Below are 13,190 nucleotides of genomic sequence, written 5' to 3'. Positions count from 1 at the left end.
GATAGTCGTCTATGTACTGCAGATGGTGCCCCGAGGGAGACTCGAAAAACAATGAATTTGCTGGGCTGCGAGTGCATTGTTTTTCGAGCCATACACGCCACCATACAAAAAATGTGGCGCTGTGCTGAGGGTCACGCAACGCTCCTTGCATCCATCTGGGCCTGAACCCATGCCTCGATCTCCGACTGTACGAAATAAACCGGAGCCTGGCGAGTGGTCCCTTCTTTGATCGGGCGCGGGAAGGTTTTGTCGGCGGCGATCTTGCGGGTGAGAGTACTCCGGCTCACGCCAAGGAGTTCGCAAGCGGCGTCAAAACGGATGCGCGCGCGTGGGCTTACGGGAATGTTGGCTTTGCTCATGGTGTCTCTCCCAGCTCATTTTCAGTGGACGCCTGACGCGTCAGATTTTGCGTATGCATGGAAACTGTCGCGTCACGGCTCTGCGTAACGCTGGTCTTGCGATAGCACTCCGTTGGAAAGCCATACTCGGCACAGGCGCATACTTCGCCGCAGCGTTCTTTCACTTCGTGGACCGTCAGCACGCCGCAGCGCACGCCAATGTCTTGAACATCGGCGCCGTCCAGATATCCTCCCTCGAACGCCACGCCGAGCATTTCATTGCTGAACTTGCGAAGGATCTCGATCATGGTCTTAGCATCCTTCAGCTCCCGGCGAGCCTCATCACCTGCATCAGCCTCAGCCTGTGCGCCTTGCCGATAACCTTCCAGCTCAGTGAGAAGGCTTTGTGCACAGGCGTGAAACTGACGGCGGGAAAGCTCGCTGGACATCGCCAGCTTCAGCGGCATACCGATGACCCCTCTGGTGATTTCGCTCATCACGCCTCCAGGTCCCAACACAGTTTTGGATTGATCGGCGGCGTGCATTCCAGGCTGACCAAGTTGATCAGCGTGAAGTGACCTCGGTCATTCGGTAGCCATGCGCCCGTGTCGATGTGGTAAACGTTGCCCAGCACCGCCGGCTGGCGGGTAGGTGTGTGGCCAACCATCACTGCGCGCACGTCGCTGACACCGTTGTAGTTATCCGATGTGATTCTGGTACGCGACCACTGGGCAGCGGCCTGCAGATGATCCACTTCACTCGGCCCAGCGTTTTCCAAAGCCCAGGTGAACTCCTTCCAGCTCTGATAGGCGCAGTCGGCGTGAACAATCCCTACCACCCCGGCGGGGTTCATGACCTCGATCACCAGCGGCAGATCGGCCAGCAGATCGGCAAAGCTGCCCATCTCGCTCGAGCTTCGGCCATAGAGCCATGCGCCGCCGTTGGCCAAGTGCATGTCACGCATGCCGCCGCCCGGATCGAAGCGCCGGGACTCAATCACCATTTGTTCGTGGTTACCGCGCACGGCGTGAAACCACGGCTTGGCCAGCCAGACGTCCACCTCATCGGATTCAGGCCCGCGGTCGACCAGATCGCCGACCGAGAACAGGCGATCAACCGCCTGGTCGAACTGGATGGAATCAAGCGCTGCCTGGAGCTTGGTGAAATGGCCGTGGATGTCACCGACAGCGAAGTCGCGGCCGGTGGCGTTGATGTCGAAGCGCTGAATCATGCTCATGGTTGACTCCCGATCGCGGCAAGCGCGGCCACCAGTTCATCGGTGCGGCCATAGAAACGCCCGGTGTCCTCGTTTACGAAACGCTCTAGCACTTCGGCAACCGCCGGGCTCGCGGACAGTCCTGAAAAATCCTGCGCCACGTTTTCCGCGTCCGCGTTTTGTGGCGCGTGAATGAATGGCGTTTCTTTGATCGCCAATATCTTCACCGGGCGGATGCCGTTGCAGCCTGAAACCCAGTTAGTGTCCGGGATGGCCCACGGGTACATGCTCATAAGCCAGGCCGTAGCGGCGTTTTCCTTCTGCGTGCTTGACCAGTACCGGGTCTGCTTGAAGGCTTGCGGAGCCCCAGCGGCCATGCGGTGGTTCCAATCTGGGAGCTGCAGCAGGTTGGAGCGGATCACCTGCAGCTCTTCAATGGCCGGGATATGCCAGCCCCAGGAACCGCGGATGTTCATGCCCAGCACCTTCGCGGCAATCGTACAGCCCTCTTTGCTCATCGCCAGGGTGTTGGTCATGCCATCGAAACGGGAGGTGGCATCACGAATGCGCGGGCGCGGGCCGGAGTGATCCCACCAGTGGGCGGCGGTCTCGTACTCCTGCCCTGAGTCGATCAGCGCGTATTCGGCTCCGCCGAAGTAGATCCGACCAGCGTAGAAGCCGCCAACGAATGGCTGGCCGATCGCAGGAAGGGCAGCCGCGGAAATTGCGCGGCGCTTGATCATGGCTGTTCTCCTGATTCGACCGTGGCCCGCAGGCGAAGACTGATGCCGCAGGCGTTAGCCAGCCTGGTGAGTTCTGCCACTGTCGTGGCCTCGCTTTGCAAGGCCTGGCCGAACCGAACAAGGCGGTGACCCAGACTTTGAAACTCTGTGAGCTTCCCACCTGGTTGACCTGCTTGTGGGGTGGCACCCGAGATCTGCTGAGTCATAGCTGAAACACCTCTTCATCCTGTCGTTGGGTAGGGACGCTCGCGGGTGCTGGTCGCTCCTTATTGTGATCCTGCGTCACATTTGGCTGGCGCAATTGGCCGTCAGGCAGGCATGAAATGCCGGTTCCGGGAATGATCCAGCACGTAACCTGGCGGTGGGCATCATGCTGAACGTCGATCACTTGCTGGGGTTGGTCCGCATACACCGACGCCACGAAAACGAGCAGCAGGAGGGTGAGAATCAGTCCGCGCATGGCGTCTTCTCCTTGTCACCGAAGGCCAAGTCCACGATGAAGAACGAAGTGATAAAGCAGGATGCCGCCAAGAATGGATGGTCGGTGGCGATCAGGGCATAGATCTGGAAAGCGCTGCTCAACGCGCTGATCCAGCAGTACTGACGGATGCGCGCGGCTGCCTCACCTTTGATCACGCCAGCGAATATCCCGACCCATGCGAAGGCGTTGAAGAACACCAGCACGTAAAACCCGAATGTAGCTGCTGTGTAGCTGCCGATCAGAAGGCACAGGCTGAGAGCAGTGCTGATTGCGGTTGAGGTGATGGTGCGGATCATTGGTCAATCCCCTGTGCTGCGCGGAAGCCGGAAAGGAAGATCAGGTAGTCAGCGTGGGTTCGCTCGTCGACGAACCCGCGCCGGCCCTGCTCCAGTTCATCAGCACTCGCACCGATTGGGTTGATGCTGGCAAAGAGGTTGCGAGGGTCGAGGTTGGCGGCAGCTTCCTTGATCCGGGCATCAATGCAGAACTCTTCACTGCCAAGACTGGTTTCAAGCACATCGCGGTCGCTGGCGCCGGCAATGATCGCGACACCGGTGCCGACAGCAACCGGGGCGCCCAACAAAATGTGCTGTAGGAGCGGAGCAAGCGTCTCGCCCGGTTTGGCCCGCAGTACCAATGTCACACGCTCAATTGCTTGCATGGGCCACCTCGACAGGACCGGCAGCCCGCACCAACGCCTCAAGCAACAGATCTTGACGGTTTTGTTTGTCCAGGTACTGGCGGATGGCGCGAACAAAGATGGTGTTCATTGAAGTGTCAGCAGCATCTGCGGCCGCATCAACTTCCTCCCGCAAGCCTTCTGGCAGCCGCACGACGAATTTTGGAGCGAGACGTGAATCAGAAGTTTTCGACATGGTAATTCCTCGGGTGGAGGGCGCATTTGCTGCGCCGCCCCCTTTACTGTTTGTCTTGCGCTTTGCCGGCCAGCAGCACGATCAGCAGGAGCGTGACCAGAATCAGGTCACCCACCATCGAAAGCAGACGGCTGGCCGAATCAACGAACACCACACCACCGGCCAGCCCGAAGGCTGCCCAGCGGCGGGCGCGGTCGCTGAACCGGCGAAACATTTACAGGTAGTCTTTCAGCGAAAGGCCCATGAGCTTCGCCGCCTTTTCCAGCACAGTCATTTCCTTGTCGTCGATGTCGCCCGAGGCCTCGGCGATGGTCAGCATCACGTTGATTACGATCTGCGCCTCCTCCGGCGAATGAGCCAGGTCTTTCAGCTCCTTCTCGGCGTTCATACGCAGGATGCGGTGCCCACCGTCATGGAAGTCTTTCTCGGCGCGATCCATGGTATTGGAGAGTTCCGGGCCGAAGCCTTTGAGCTGGGGCGTGTTGGCGATCAGCTTCTCCGCCTTCTTCAGCTCGTCCTCGCTGATTTCGCCGTCGGCAGCAGCCACGTAGAAGGCGCCGTAGACGATCGCCTGCATCAGGTCGCGGTTTTGAATGACGCCCATCGCTGCGCGGGCTTCACGGCCTTTCTTGCCAAACAGTTTTCTGAACATAGGTAAATCCTCTTTTTCAGGCCGAACGAATCCCGGCCGCGTTGTTGGCTTTCGCAAAAATCAGTTGGGGTATGGGTCAGTCGACGCTGATCACCGGACTGCGCTCGCGCACAAGCGCACGCCGCTGATCACGCGAGGAATACGCCATCGTGAGAATCCTGATCGTGGTTCTGCTGTGGGGAAGGGGTCATGTTGCAGGAGAAGCCGATTAGCCCAAGTCGCATTGCTTCAGCGACGAGTGCTGCTCGCTTGAAGACGCCCAGCTTGTGCATGGCAGACTCAATGCGGCCTTTGATGGATCGAGGAGAAACGCCATCGCGCTTAGCGACTTCTTTGTCGGTGTCGCCGTTGGCGATCGCTAGGAGACACTGAAGCTCGCGCTCGGCGAGTATGCTTCCCAGCTTTCCGAAGAGAGAACCGTACGTGACAAATTCCATGATGTGAAGCTCCAGATCTCGTAGAAGATGGAGCTATAGTGCTGGCGGGATTTATTGGTGTCAATCCTTGCGGGATTATTTTTTTACAAGCCGGGTATTCTGGCATCCACTACCCGACCAATGATCTCCCAGTTTTCATCCATTTCAACCGTCTTGAAACTCGTATTGAGCGGCACTAGATAGTCCCACCCGGCATCGTGAACATACTGTTTGAAGGTCGCCTCACCGTCTGAATGCTGAGCGACATAATACTTGCCGCTCACAACCTCAAACCCTTCCGGCTGCACCAAAATTCGTGTCCCTTCCGGGAAGCTAGGATTACTAGCAGCTGTCATCGAAGCGCCTTTTACTTCGAGCCAGAATCCGTGATTACCGGCATTCTCCGTCGATTCGTAATATTCCTCCGCTCGTTCCGGCACCAGGTTCGTAGGCGATTCAGCGCGCGCTCCGGCGGCCACCCAACTGATCATTGGATAGCTCCTGACAGGTCTCCAAGGCATTGTCGCCGGCGTGATGTTTGAAATTTCGTTTGGATCGGCTTGATAGATCCGGCGAGCTTCCCTGGTGGCCATCTGGACGCCCTGCAGCGAGATCGACAAGGCATCGATCATCTCGGCTAACCGCGTGCTGAAAGCAGAGACGGGGACTCCAAAGAGAACAGCTGCCCTGGAAGCGAACTCCAAATTCAGTGCATTACGCCCATTAAGGTAATGACTGAACGATCCTTGGTTCATACCAAGCATTTCGCCGGCTTTTTCTTGCGTAAGTCCGAGCTCGTCCTTCTTCGCCATGTAGATGGCTTTGAGAGCGGCGCATTCGGCGAGTTGTTCTTCAGTAAGCGGTCGTTTTTTCATGATCAAACCATATGTCTGGCGGGACTAAAAAACCAATGCCGCTGCCATTGACATTGAAAAATCCCGCAAGCACTATTTAAAAAGGTCATAAATCTGGAGACAGCCAAGTGCATCGCATTCCACTTGCTGAATTTGCGGCGAAGCGACATGCCTGGACCGCTACACGCCTTGGCATGAGCCAAGGAGCTTTGAGCAAGGCGATTCGCGAGGGTCGCTCAATTTACGTCGTTGACCAAGGTGAAGCCGGTATTTCCGCTGTTGAGGAGAAGCCTTTCCCAGGTCAGCGCCGGAGCGGTAGCCCCGAACCGCAAAACAATAATAATCCCTTAGGCACTGAGCCATCAGCGCCAGATGTACCTGTTCGCCTATCCAGTAGCCATCAGGCGGCGCCATGACTGCCTGCCAATCCCTATTTTTATTGTCCGGCTGACTTTTCGCAGGCAATAAAAAACCCGGCTTCGCAGGCCGGGTCTTCTTCCCAGTTCGTTCGCAGCGAATGGGTTTAACACTTCTTCGTTCCAGGAGAACGATATGTCACGTCCAGAAAATACCACCGGAATTAACCTCGCGCAACATTTGATGACCGTCGAGAGTTGTTTTGGCAACACGCCAATCGACAACCGCGGGCTCATGGTTTTCAACGTCGCGGGCGGCACCAACATTGAAGACGCGCTTGAGACTGCGAAGACTTTGTCTTCTGGGTTGGGGCAGATCTGCGATCACCTGCACGACTCGCTGAACATGGGAGAAATGGCCTATTGCGACGGCGTGAAGACGCTGGCGTTCATCGCAGAAGCGGTAAGCGCACTCGTCTGGTCGGTTCAGCGTGGGATGAAGCCAAGGGCAGAAGGGGAGGTTCGCCAATGACCTCGCCAATGTGGAGTCAACTGCTGGTGGATGTTGAGCGCGAATACCCGGCGGCATCCAAGCCTGGCGCGAAGCTCACAACGGATCAAGTTGAAGGATTGCAGGCGGTCGAGAACGCCGCCGAATCCTTCGGCATCACTATCGGTCACGGTCTTGCTGCTGTCGGCGAATTGCTGGCGCATGCAGCGCTTCACAAGGAGCTCACTGACGAGCTGGCGCTAAGCGCGGGATGGCTTATCAACTCCTTAGCACTGCTAAGCATGACGATGACTGAAACCGGTGCCGCGGCTACCTACAAGCTGGCGAACATCCCACATCAAGGGGGCGGAAAATGAACAGGCCACTCCCAACGATGCAAGAACTGGCAGCCGAGGCCGAGTTTCAAATGCTCGCGGCCATTGATGTCCTCAACTGGTTGTCAGTCCTGGCGGGCGCCATCCAGCTCGACCATCTGCATAACAGCGGTCGCGGGGCAAGCTATCTCGCTCAGCTCGCTCAGTATTTGTCGGACACCGACTCAGGCGGCGTGCGCTTGGCAATGGAACAATTCAAGGAGTTGAGCGAGTCCGCGCCACAAAACGCCGAGGTGCCGAATCCTGGCGCGGAAGCGGAGGGCGCGCAATGAAGCATCTGATCCCGTTCAACTTCAAAGGCGCCGACATTCGCGTAATCACCGATAGCCAGGGTGAGCCGTGGTTCGTGGCTGGTGATGTTTCGACTGTCCTCGAGTACAGCGAAGCATCTGCGATGACACGTCACCTCGATGAGGACGAAAAGGGTCTGTCAATTGTGCAGACCCTTGGCGGCGATCAGGAAATGGTCGTCATCAGCGAGTCTGGTCTTTATTCCGCCGTACTTCTGAGCCGGAAACCTCAAGCGAAGCCATTCAAGCGGTGGGTGACAGGCGAGGTTTTGCCATCAATCCGAAAGACCGGCAGCTACCAACGCCCAATGACGCCGGGTGAGCAACTGCTGGCAAACGCCCAGGCAGTGATCACCATCGAGCGGCAGCAGGCTCAACAGCAGGTCGCCTTGGAGCGCATCGAGCGCCGCGTTGAAGATCTGAGCCAAACGACGGTTTGGGACCACTGCCCACAGAACTGCCAATCGTTGACCCGCATCAAGGAAACGATGCTCAAACGCCATGGACTGTCCGGGGCCGTGGTCGACTTCGTGCTGAAGCAGTGGCCAAGCCAGCCGAATCCTGCCGGCATGGTGCGTAACGGTCACGAAGAGGCGCTTGGTTCGCAGTACTTGGTTTGGTCGAAAAGCCATGTCACGGCTGCGTTTCACCGATTCGTTTCCGAATCGACGATGGTCACCGCCACCCAGGCAACCCACCCGTATTTTGAGGGCCGGTTCCGCCTGGTCCAGAAGGCCAAATCATGAGTAACGTAGTGGACTTTACCCCTCCTGTAGTTGAAGTGATCGACGAAGAGAACTACGAAAAGCACGCCGACGCGGCGTTGCTGCTCAAGTGCTTCGAGGTCGTAAAAGACACACTGGATGTGATCAACGAGCCCGAGTACTCGATTGAGAAGGAGGACGACACCCATATCGATCTGATTCGGGCCTTCTATGCGCTCAAAGTGCTGTTTAAGCGCAAGACCGGTCATGACGCCGCTCAAGTTGCCAAGGACCACTGGGAGGCGATGGGGCGCTATTTGCTGGAGGGAGGGCCTAAACCAGACCAGTTCATTCCGGTCATCAGATTTCCGGTCGAGGCCTTGCCGCCCGAGGCGTTCACTCACTTGTCTCTCCAGGAGCTTGCGTGCGCGGCCTTCAACTACAGCGACCGAGTGCAGCGTCTGATTCTCGATCACTCTCCTCAGGCTCTGGCAATGGATGAGGCGCGGGTCTTCTCGATTGACGCCACCACCGCGCTGCGCCAGTTGGTCCTTCGTCTCTCGGGAGGTTCGCTGGAGGCCATGGCCGCGCAGATCAATCGCAAGCATGGGGAGACTCTGCAATGACCTTCCCCAATAACATCACCGCTGTCCGACCAGAAACCAGCGGTCCATTCGTGATCGCTGGCCCGTGGCCAAGCTATTCGGCCTACAAGGATCTCCCGGAGCAGGCCCGCTGGATGCTCTACCGCGATGCCAAGCTGCATCGGATCGCCTTGGAAGATGCAGGTTTTCAGTTGAGCGAGAGCTATGACCAGTTCATCAAGCGAGTAACAGAGGAGCTCGACATCTGATGGCCCGTGCAAGAAACATCAAGCCTGGGCTCATGGAAAACGAGCTCTTGGCTGACCTGAGCCACGGACATCGGCTGCTGTTTATCTACCTTTGGATGCTTGCGGATCGTGACGGGCGGATTGAGGACCGACCCAAGCGCATCAAGGGCCAAGCATTTCCGTATGACGATGAAATGGACATCGACGGGATGCTATCTGACCTCGCAAATGCTGGTTTCATCCTTCGTTACAGCACTGCCGAGGTCAGTGCAATTCAGGTGCTGAACTTTGCCAAGCACCAGACTCCACACGTCCGAGAGAAGGCCGGGACATTGCCTGCCCCGGTGCTTGATCAGGTAGAGGAAGTGCCAAGCACTATCCAAGGCAGTGCAGAGCATGACCAAGGTAGTGCCATGGCATCGCCAAGATCGCCTGATTCTCTGATTGAGGATTCTCTGATTGAGGATTCTCTGATTCCTGATTCTCTGATTGGGGACGCAGATCAAAAACCTCTTGGCGTTTCTGACGAAACACCGGCCGAGGATGACCTTGTTGAATCAGGTGATCAGGAGGCTGGCTCACAAACCGCCAAACCCGCAAAGGCCTACTCGGATGAGTTCGAGGCGTTCTGGCGTGAATACCCACGTCGGCATCGTGCATCGCCGAAGCCGGACGCCTGGAAGAAGTGGCGGGCCCGCCTCAAGGCTGGGGTTTCGCCTCAAGACCTGATCACCGCAGCTACCAACTACCGACTTGAGCAGGAAGCGTTCGGCAAGCTGGGCACCGAGTTCGTGAAGCAGCCTTCCACGTTCTTGGGTGCTGGTGAGCACTGGACACCGTATGTCGGCACTCAACCCGCGCTCAAATCTCAAGGCGCGCAGGCAAGCGCCGTGCTGTCCGTCCCAAAGCATTCGCAGGAGATGTACCCCAATGACAATTTCTAAATTCAGCCCTGCGCCGCGCGTTGCCGAAAGCCGGATGCGTTCCTGCGGGGTTCCTGGCCACAACCAGTTCATGCAAGGCTTGGTCGAGCAGTTTGATGGAACCTGGAAGCTCAGCACCTGCTCGGCGTGCCGCTGGCAGGCATTGCACAACACGCCGAAGGATCAAGAAACCCACCTGAGCGCGGTGGCGGATGACATGGCCGAGGACCTGAACGCCGCTTTGCTGGCTACCGGGATAACGCCGCGCTTCCGCACATGCAGCTTCGACAGCTACGTCACCGGCGAGGATGCTGCCAAGCAGCGCGTACTCAACATCTGCCGCAAGTACGCGGAAGGTTTCGAAAAGCATTTCAAGGATGGCCGGGCGCTGATGCTCATGGGGGAGATTGGTTGCGGCAAGACGCATCTGGCGTGCGCGATCCTGCAGCACGTTGTCCGGTATGAGGGGCGAACTGGTCTGATCGTCACCGCTGAATCGATCACCCAGGCTGTGACCGATAGCTTCCGCAGCAATGCTGGTCCGTCGAAGTCCGAGCTGATTGCCGACCTGGCCAGCGTCGATCTGCTGGTGATCGACGAGGTGGGGTTTCATACCCCGAAGCCCGGCAAGGACTTCACGCCCAGCCTGTTGCACGAAGTGATCGACGCCCGCTATCAGCGTGTACTTCCGACCATCGTGGTGAGCAATCAGACGCCGGACAAGCTTCAGGATTTCATCGGCCCTCGTGCTGCTGACCGTTTGCGGGAGAATGGCGGGTTGCTGGCGCCGTTCACCTGGTCATCGGCACGGTCGGGAGGTGCGGCATGATGGATTATCCAGACATTGCCGAGTCAACTTACCGCGAAGTGCCTCATTCGGCGCTGTATAGCCACGATGCTGAATACGCCCTGATCGGTAGCATGATTCACCAGCCTGATCTGATCGACGATGCAGGGGCCAGACTGACAGCGGGTGATTTCCATCATCCGGCCTGCGCTGAGCTTTTCGAGATCATGCTCGCGATGCGCTCGAAGTCGCTGCAGATCGACGTCGTGACGCTTTCCGATACCCGATCACACCTGGCCGACGGCCAAAGCACTCTGGGCGTGGCTGCCCATATCGCACATAACACGCCCAGCGCAGCGAACTTCACTGCCTACAGCAAGATCGTCAAGCAGCGGTCGGTCGCCCGCCGAGTGATCGCCGCCGCGCAGATCATGAGCGAGCGGCTGCACGATGGTGACGCGCTCGATGAGGTGCTGAGCCAAGGACAGCAAGCTTGGATGGCGCTCGAAGCCGAGGGGCTTGATGCTCGGCGCCGTTATCGGTTCATTGGTGAGATCCTGCCGGAAGCCGTGGACGGCATCGACCGGCGCTTCAACCGGGAGGTCAGTCTCGGTTTCGACACCGGCCTGGCCTCGCTGGATGAGTTCATTCCCGGTCTTTGCCCTGGGCATATGGTCGTGGTCGCGGGTACTCCCGGAAGCGGGAAAACCACGCTGGGACTGAACATTGCCGAGCGCGTGGCGCTGGTCAAGGAAGTGCCGGCGCTGGTGTTCTCGATGGAAATGACCGATGTCGAACTGACGAACCGGTCACTCGCATCGGTCGGCAGCGTCCAGCTCAAACATATCGCCGAAGGTCACTCTATGGCCGATGGGGAATGGCCGGGCCTGACGAAGGCTGTCGGCCAACTCAACGACGCGCCGCTGATTTTCTGTGATGACTCGACGTTGACCCTGCGAGATATCCGCCAGATCTGCCGTACTGTGAAGCGTGAGCATGGGTTGGGCATCGTCGCCATCGACTACATCGGCCTCATCAACGGCGAGAACAAATCATCCAGCCGGTACGAGCAAGTTACCGACATCTCAAAAGGGCTTAAACGCCTTGCCAAAGAGCTGGGTGTGCCGCTGTTGGTGTTGGCGCAGTTGAACCGAGGGCCAGCCAGTCGAGCCAACAAGCGCCCGACCAAAAGCGACCTGCGCGATTCAGGCCAGATCGAGGCTGACAGCGATGTCGTGGTGCTGGTGCATCGGGATAACGAGTCGGAAGCCGGGCAGGCAGGTGTCACCGAATTGATCGTCGACAAGAACCGCCACGGCCCGACTGGCTCGTGCCGCGTGCAGCACCAAGGTGCATATCACCGGTTCGTTGAGTTGATCCCCGGCTCCTTCACCGACGAAGACGTCGAAATGAATCGTCCGTCCACCGGGCGCAAATACGGCAAGGGGAGGCCTGACCATGCGGCTTTTTGACTGGCTGAAACCATCGCGCACGCCCGTAGAGCTGACGCGGGACTACGTGAATATCAATACCTCGGCGCCGGCGCAGATTCTGGATGGTGGCAACGCAGTGGTCCTCGATCAGGGGCAGACCTTCGTAAAGCTTGCGGAGGCGAAGTACCCGGAAGCGCAGCGCATCGCCGACTCGTTGCGCGAATTCCCGGATGACTGGGCATGGCGCCACAAGGGCTATGAGCTCGAGCACGTCCCCACTGGGTTCTGCATGTGGGTGGCGAACAAAGACTACGGCCTGGCCGAGCTTACCAGCCACGGCGGAAAGCATGAGTTCAACAAGGCAGAGCAGCTGACCATATGGCCTGCCGTTGAGGCTTGGCTTGCGCGCGGCAAGGTCGGCTTCACTGGTCGACTGCCCAAGGTACAGATCACCGGCAAGCGCGGCACATACTGGTGCGTTGCTGACGGCCACCCATGGGCTGGCGTTGGGGATTCCCCTGCGCAGGCCTATGAATCTTGGGCGAAAGCGGTGTCTGTCGAGCATCGCCGGACCAACCCCGACAAAAAACTGGCTGTGTGGAGTGCACCGCAATGAGTAACGTAACTGTGGCACTGCCGCGCAAGAGCCTGACCCAGGTGGAATGCAAATTCCTCAAGGTGGGCAATCGGATGCTGCTGGAGCAGACCAACGGGCGAATCGCCTCGGCGGCTCTGATGGACATCGTTGCGGACTGGCATGGCACACCCGGCCATATCGGGTTCGAGGCCTACGCGAAAGCGTGGGTACTTGAGGGCAACGCCAAAAACAAACACGCCGACAAGATGCTTCGCGACCTGCTTGGCCTGAACAACGAACCAGATCCGAGGAAAGCGGCATGAAAAAACGTACCTACACCGACAAGCCGCTGGGTGACACCGAATACCTGTTGGAACAGTGGGGAAGCTGGCGGATGTCGGGGATGGGCGTGCCGCGCTATGTCTCTCCACTGGCAGCGCTCAAGAACCAATGCTGCCCTGAGCCAAGCGCCATGAGCTACGTGATTACCGACGATGCTGCAATGGTCGTCGATTCGATCATTGCCCGTCTCATCAAGCGCAATCAGCAGATGGGTGAATTCATCTGGTGGTACTTCGGCGCCAAGTGGACGATGGTTCGCATCGGCGAGGCTCACAAGATGTCTGAGCGCTCAGCCCGTGAAGTCGTGAGGCAAGGTGTGGCGTGGGTTGATGCTGCTTTGGAGACTTTTCGCGAGGTAGCGTAAAAAGTTCTTTCAGGCCGGATAAACACCTGTTTTCATGGCACGGTGTTCAACGCATTCAGCGCGACACCCCAGACAAAGACCCGACCATTGCGTCGGGTTTTTTGTGTCTCGAATTTGCCTGC

General features: G+C 58.1%; 25 protein-coding genes. 13 read left to right on the top strand and 12 right to left on the bottom strand.

The features are described from left to right. Positions 1-131: 131 nt before the first annotated feature. The 12 genes from BLS87_RS22770 to BLS87_RS22715 all read right to left on the bottom strand — a co-directional run bounded on the left by BLS87_RS22770 (position 132) and on the right by BLS87_RS22715 (position 5,596). On the bottom strand, positions 132-359 hold the full coding sequence (locus BLS87_RS22770) for a helix-turn-helix transcriptional regulator (RefSeq protein WP_074755906.1): 228 nt from the start codon (positions 357-359) through the stop codon (positions 132-134). Further along, complete coding sequence (locus BLS87_RS22765; protein ID WP_074755904.1) at positions 356-835, bottom strand: hypothetical protein; 480 nt, start codon at positions 833-835, stop codon at positions 356-358. Before BLS87_RS22765 ends, BLS87_RS22770 begins: the two co-directional genes overlap by 4 nt. Further along, entirely contained in the window at positions 835-1,575 is a 741-nt protein-coding gene (locus BLS87_RS22760; RefSeq protein ID WP_074755902.1) for a metallophosphoesterase, read from the bottom strand. Before BLS87_RS22760 ends, BLS87_RS22765 begins: the two co-directional genes overlap by 1 nt. Continuing rightward, entirely contained in the window at positions 1,572-2,297 is a 726-nt protein-coding gene (locus BLS87_RS22755; RefSeq protein WP_074755900.1) for a hypothetical protein, read from the bottom strand. Before BLS87_RS22755 ends, BLS87_RS22760 begins: the two co-directional genes overlap by 4 nt. A gap of 202 nt (positions 2,298-2,499) precedes the next feature. After that, positions 2,500-2,757: a hypothetical protein gene (locus BLS87_RS22745; RefSeq protein ID WP_074755896.1), complete on the bottom strand. Its 258-nt coding sequence runs from the start codon at positions 2,755-2,757 to the stop codon at positions 2,500-2,502. After that, positions 2,745-3,074 carry a hypothetical protein gene (locus BLS87_RS22740; RefSeq protein ID WP_074755894.1) on the bottom strand — a complete coding sequence of 110 codons (330 nt, stop codon included), beginning with the start codon at positions 3,072-3,074 and terminating at the stop codon, positions 2,745-2,747. Before BLS87_RS22740 ends, BLS87_RS22745 begins: the two co-directional genes overlap by 13 nt. Beyond that, positions 3,071-3,439 carry a hypothetical protein gene (locus BLS87_RS34455; protein ID WP_074755892.1) on the bottom strand — a complete coding sequence of 123 codons (369 nt, stop codon included), beginning with the start codon at positions 3,437-3,439 and terminating at the stop codon, positions 3,071-3,073. The genes BLS87_RS22740 and BLS87_RS34455 overlap by 4 nt, the downstream gene beginning before the upstream one ends. Continuing rightward, a complete protein-coding gene (locus tag BLS87_RS22730) occupies positions 3,426-3,653 on the bottom strand; it encodes an Arc family DNA-binding protein (RefSeq protein WP_074755890.1) in 228 nt (75 codons plus the stop codon). The genes BLS87_RS34455 and BLS87_RS22730 overlap by 14 nt, the downstream gene beginning before the upstream one ends. Positions 3,654-3,696: 43 nt before the next feature. Continuing rightward, a complete protein-coding gene (locus BLS87_RS34245; protein WP_167362095.1) occupies positions 3,697-3,867 on the bottom strand; it encodes a hypothetical protein in 171 nt (56 codons plus the stop codon). Continuing rightward, a complete protein-coding gene (locus BLS87_RS22725; RefSeq protein ID WP_074755888.1) occupies positions 3,868-4,305 on the bottom strand; it encodes a tellurite resistance TerB family protein in 438 nt (145 codons plus the stop codon). It lies immediately after the preceding gene. Positions 4,306-4,433: 128 nt separating this feature from the next. Continuing rightward, positions 4,434-4,742 (bottom strand): helix-turn-helix transcriptional regulator, encoded by a 309-nt coding sequence (locus tag BLS87_RS22720; protein WP_083370740.1) that lies wholly within the window; start codon positions 4,740-4,742, stop codon positions 4,434-4,436. Between the two features lie 83 nt (positions 4,743-4,825). After that, on the bottom strand, positions 4,826-5,596 hold the full coding sequence (locus BLS87_RS22715) for a LexA family transcriptional regulator (protein WP_074755884.1): 771 nt from the start codon (positions 5,594-5,596) through the stop codon (positions 4,826-4,828). Between the two features lie 107 nt (positions 5,597-5,703). On the opposite strand from BLS87_RS22715, the gene BLS87_RS22710 reads away from it, so the two are divergent. The 13 genes from BLS87_RS22710 to BLS87_RS22650 all read left to right on the top strand — a co-directional run bounded on the left by BLS87_RS22710 (position 5,704) and on the right by BLS87_RS22650 (position 13,068). After that, on the top strand, positions 5,704-5,991 hold the full coding sequence (locus BLS87_RS22710; RefSeq protein ID WP_143024458.1) for a Cro/CI family transcriptional regulator: 288 nt from the start codon (positions 5,704-5,706) through the stop codon (positions 5,989-5,991). Between the two features lie 136 nt (positions 5,992-6,127). After that, a complete protein-coding gene (locus tag BLS87_RS22705) occupies positions 6,128-6,463 on the top strand; it encodes a hypothetical protein (protein ID WP_074755882.1) in 336 nt (111 codons plus the stop codon). Next, positions 6,460-6,798 carry a hypothetical protein gene (locus tag BLS87_RS22700; RefSeq protein ID WP_074755880.1) on the top strand — a complete coding sequence of 113 codons (339 nt, stop codon included), beginning with the start codon at positions 6,460-6,462 and terminating at the stop codon, positions 6,796-6,798. Before BLS87_RS22705 ends, BLS87_RS22700 begins: the two co-directional genes overlap by 4 nt. Then, positions 6,795-7,088 carry a hypothetical protein gene (locus BLS87_RS22695; protein ID WP_074755878.1) on the top strand — a complete coding sequence of 98 codons (294 nt, stop codon included), beginning with the start codon at positions 6,795-6,797 and terminating at the stop codon, positions 7,086-7,088. Before BLS87_RS22700 ends, BLS87_RS22695 begins: the two co-directional genes overlap by 4 nt. Continuing rightward, positions 7,085-7,852 (top strand): BRO-N domain-containing protein, encoded by a 768-nt coding sequence (locus BLS87_RS22690; protein ID WP_074755876.1) that lies wholly within the window; start codon positions 7,085-7,087, stop codon positions 7,850-7,852. The genes BLS87_RS22695 and BLS87_RS22690 overlap by 4 nt, the downstream gene beginning before the upstream one ends. Further along, positions 7,849-8,436 (top strand): hypothetical protein, encoded by a 588-nt coding sequence (locus tag BLS87_RS22685; RefSeq protein WP_074755874.1) that lies wholly within the window; start codon positions 7,849-7,851, stop codon positions 8,434-8,436. The genes BLS87_RS22690 and BLS87_RS22685 overlap by 4 nt, the downstream gene beginning before the upstream one ends. Then, on the top strand, positions 8,433-8,663 hold the full coding sequence (locus BLS87_RS22680) for a hypothetical protein (RefSeq protein WP_074755872.1): 231 nt from the start codon (positions 8,433-8,435) through the stop codon (positions 8,661-8,663). Before BLS87_RS22685 ends, BLS87_RS22680 begins: the two co-directional genes overlap by 4 nt. Then, entirely contained in the window at positions 8,663-9,586 is a 924-nt protein-coding gene (locus tag BLS87_RS22675) for a hypothetical protein (protein ID WP_074755870.1), read from the top strand. Before BLS87_RS22680 ends, BLS87_RS22675 begins: the two co-directional genes overlap by 1 nt. Continuing rightward, on the top strand, positions 9,573-10,394 hold the full coding sequence (locus BLS87_RS22670) for an ATP-binding protein (RefSeq protein ID WP_074755868.1): 822 nt from the start codon (positions 9,573-9,575) through the stop codon (positions 10,392-10,394). Before BLS87_RS22675 ends, BLS87_RS22670 begins: the two co-directional genes overlap by 14 nt. Continuing rightward, positions 10,391-11,824: a replicative DNA helicase gene (locus tag BLS87_RS22665; protein ID WP_143024457.1), complete on the top strand. Its 1,434-nt coding sequence runs from the start codon at positions 10,391-10,393 to the stop codon at positions 11,822-11,824. The genes BLS87_RS22670 and BLS87_RS22665 overlap by 4 nt, the downstream gene beginning before the upstream one ends. Next, positions 11,811-12,401, top strand: coding sequence for a hypothetical protein (locus BLS87_RS22660; RefSeq protein WP_074755866.1), 591 nt, complete (start codon positions 11,811-11,813; stop codon positions 12,399-12,401). Before BLS87_RS22665 ends, BLS87_RS22660 begins: the two co-directional genes overlap by 14 nt. Then, a complete protein-coding gene (locus tag BLS87_RS22655) occupies positions 12,398-12,685 on the top strand; it encodes a hypothetical protein (protein ID WP_074755865.1) in 288 nt (95 codons plus the stop codon). Before BLS87_RS22660 ends, BLS87_RS22655 begins: the two co-directional genes overlap by 4 nt. Further along, the gene (locus BLS87_RS22650; protein WP_074755863.1) at positions 12,682-13,068 is read left to right on the top strand and encodes an antiterminator Q family protein; all 387 of its coding nucleotides are present in this window, start codon (positions 12,682-12,684) and stop codon (positions 13,066-13,068) included. Before BLS87_RS22655 ends, BLS87_RS22650 begins: the two co-directional genes overlap by 4 nt. Positions 13,069-13,190 lie beyond the last annotated feature (122 nt).

This window comes from Pseudomonas abietaniphila (genome assembly GCF_900100795.1).
Lineage (GTDB): Bacteria > Pseudomonadota > Gammaproteobacteria > Pseudomonadales > Pseudomonadaceae > Aquipseudomonas > Aquipseudomonas abietaniphila.
The sequence above is the reverse complement of the archived record's forward strand: the minus strand, read 5'-3'. Positions and strand labels throughout refer to the sequence as shown.

Coding starts and splice junctions, on each gene's coding strand:
- BLS87_RS22770 (WP_074755906.1), bottom strand. CDS start 359: ATGAGCAAAGCCAACATTCCCGTAAGCCCACGCGCGCGCATCCGTTTT.
- BLS87_RS22765 (WP_074755904.1), bottom strand. CDS start 835: ATGAGCGAAATCACCAGAGGGGTCATCGGTATGCCGCTGAAGCTGGCG.
- BLS87_RS22760 (WP_074755902.1), bottom strand. CDS start 1,575: ATGAGCATGATTCAGCGCTTCGACATCAACGCCACCGGCCGCGACTTC.
- BLS87_RS22755 (WP_074755900.1), bottom strand. CDS start 2,297: ATGATCAAGCGCCGCGCAATTTCCGCGGCTGCCCTTCCTGCGATCGGC.
- BLS87_RS22745 (WP_074755896.1), bottom strand. CDS start 2,757: ATGCGCGGACTGATTCTCACCCTCCTGCTGCTCGTTTTCGTGGCGTCG.
- BLS87_RS22740 (WP_074755894.1), bottom strand. CDS start 3,074: ATGATCCGCACCATCACCTCAACCGCAATCAGCACTGCTCTCAGCCTG.
- BLS87_RS34455 (WP_074755892.1), bottom strand. CDS start 3,439: ATGCAAGCAATTGAGCGTGTGACATTGGTACTGCGGGCCAAACCGGGC.
- BLS87_RS22730 (WP_074755890.1), bottom strand. CDS start 3,653: ATGTCGAAAACTTCTGATTCACGTCTCGCTCCAAAATTCGTCGTGCGG.
- BLS87_RS34245 (WP_167362095.1), bottom strand. CDS start 3,867: ATGTTTCGCCGGTTCAGCGACCGCGCCCGCCGCTGGGCAGCCTTCGGG.
- BLS87_RS22725 (WP_074755888.1), bottom strand. CDS start 4,305: ATGTTCAGAAAACTGTTTGGCAAGAAAGGCCGTGAAGCCCGCGCAGCG.
- BLS87_RS22720 (WP_083370740.1), bottom strand. CDS start 4,742: ATGGAATTTGTCACGTACGGTTCTCTCTTCGGAAAGCTGGGAAGCATA.
- BLS87_RS22715 (WP_074755884.1), bottom strand. CDS start 5,596: ATGAAAAAACGACCGCTTACTGAAGAACAACTCGCCGAATGCGCCGCT.
- BLS87_RS22705 (WP_074755882.1), top strand. CDS start 6,128: ATGTCACGTCCAGAAAATACCACCGGAATTAACCTCGCGCAACATTTG.
- BLS87_RS22700 (WP_074755880.1), top strand. CDS start 6,460: ATGACCTCGCCAATGTGGAGTCAACTGCTGGTGGATGTTGAGCGCGAA.
- BLS87_RS22695 (WP_074755878.1), top strand. CDS start 6,795: ATGAACAGGCCACTCCCAACGATGCAAGAACTGGCAGCCGAGGCCGAG.
- BLS87_RS22690 (WP_074755876.1), top strand. CDS start 7,085: ATGAAGCATCTGATCCCGTTCAACTTCAAAGGCGCCGACATTCGCGTA.
- BLS87_RS22685 (WP_074755874.1), top strand. CDS start 7,849: ATGAGTAACGTAGTGGACTTTACCCCTCCTGTAGTTGAAGTGATCGAC.
- BLS87_RS22680 (WP_074755872.1), top strand. CDS start 8,433: ATGACCTTCCCCAATAACATCACCGCTGTCCGACCAGAAACCAGCGGT.
- BLS87_RS22675 (WP_074755870.1), top strand. CDS start 8,663: ATGGCCCGTGCAAGAAACATCAAGCCTGGGCTCATGGAAAACGAGCTC.
- BLS87_RS22670 (WP_074755868.1), top strand. CDS start 9,573: ATGACAATTTCTAAATTCAGCCCTGCGCCGCGCGTTGCCGAAAGCCGG.
- BLS87_RS22665 (WP_143024457.1), top strand. CDS start 10,391: ATGATGGATTATCCAGACATTGCCGAGTCAACTTACCGCGAAGTGCCT.
- BLS87_RS22660 (WP_074755866.1), top strand. CDS start 11,811: ATGCGGCTTTTTGACTGGCTGAAACCATCGCGCACGCCCGTAGAGCTG.
- BLS87_RS22655 (WP_074755865.1), top strand. CDS start 12,398: ATGAGTAACGTAACTGTGGCACTGCCGCGCAAGAGCCTGACCCAGGTG.
- BLS87_RS22650 (WP_074755863.1), top strand. CDS start 12,682: ATGAAAAAACGTACCTACACCGACAAGCCGCTGGGTGACACCGAATAC.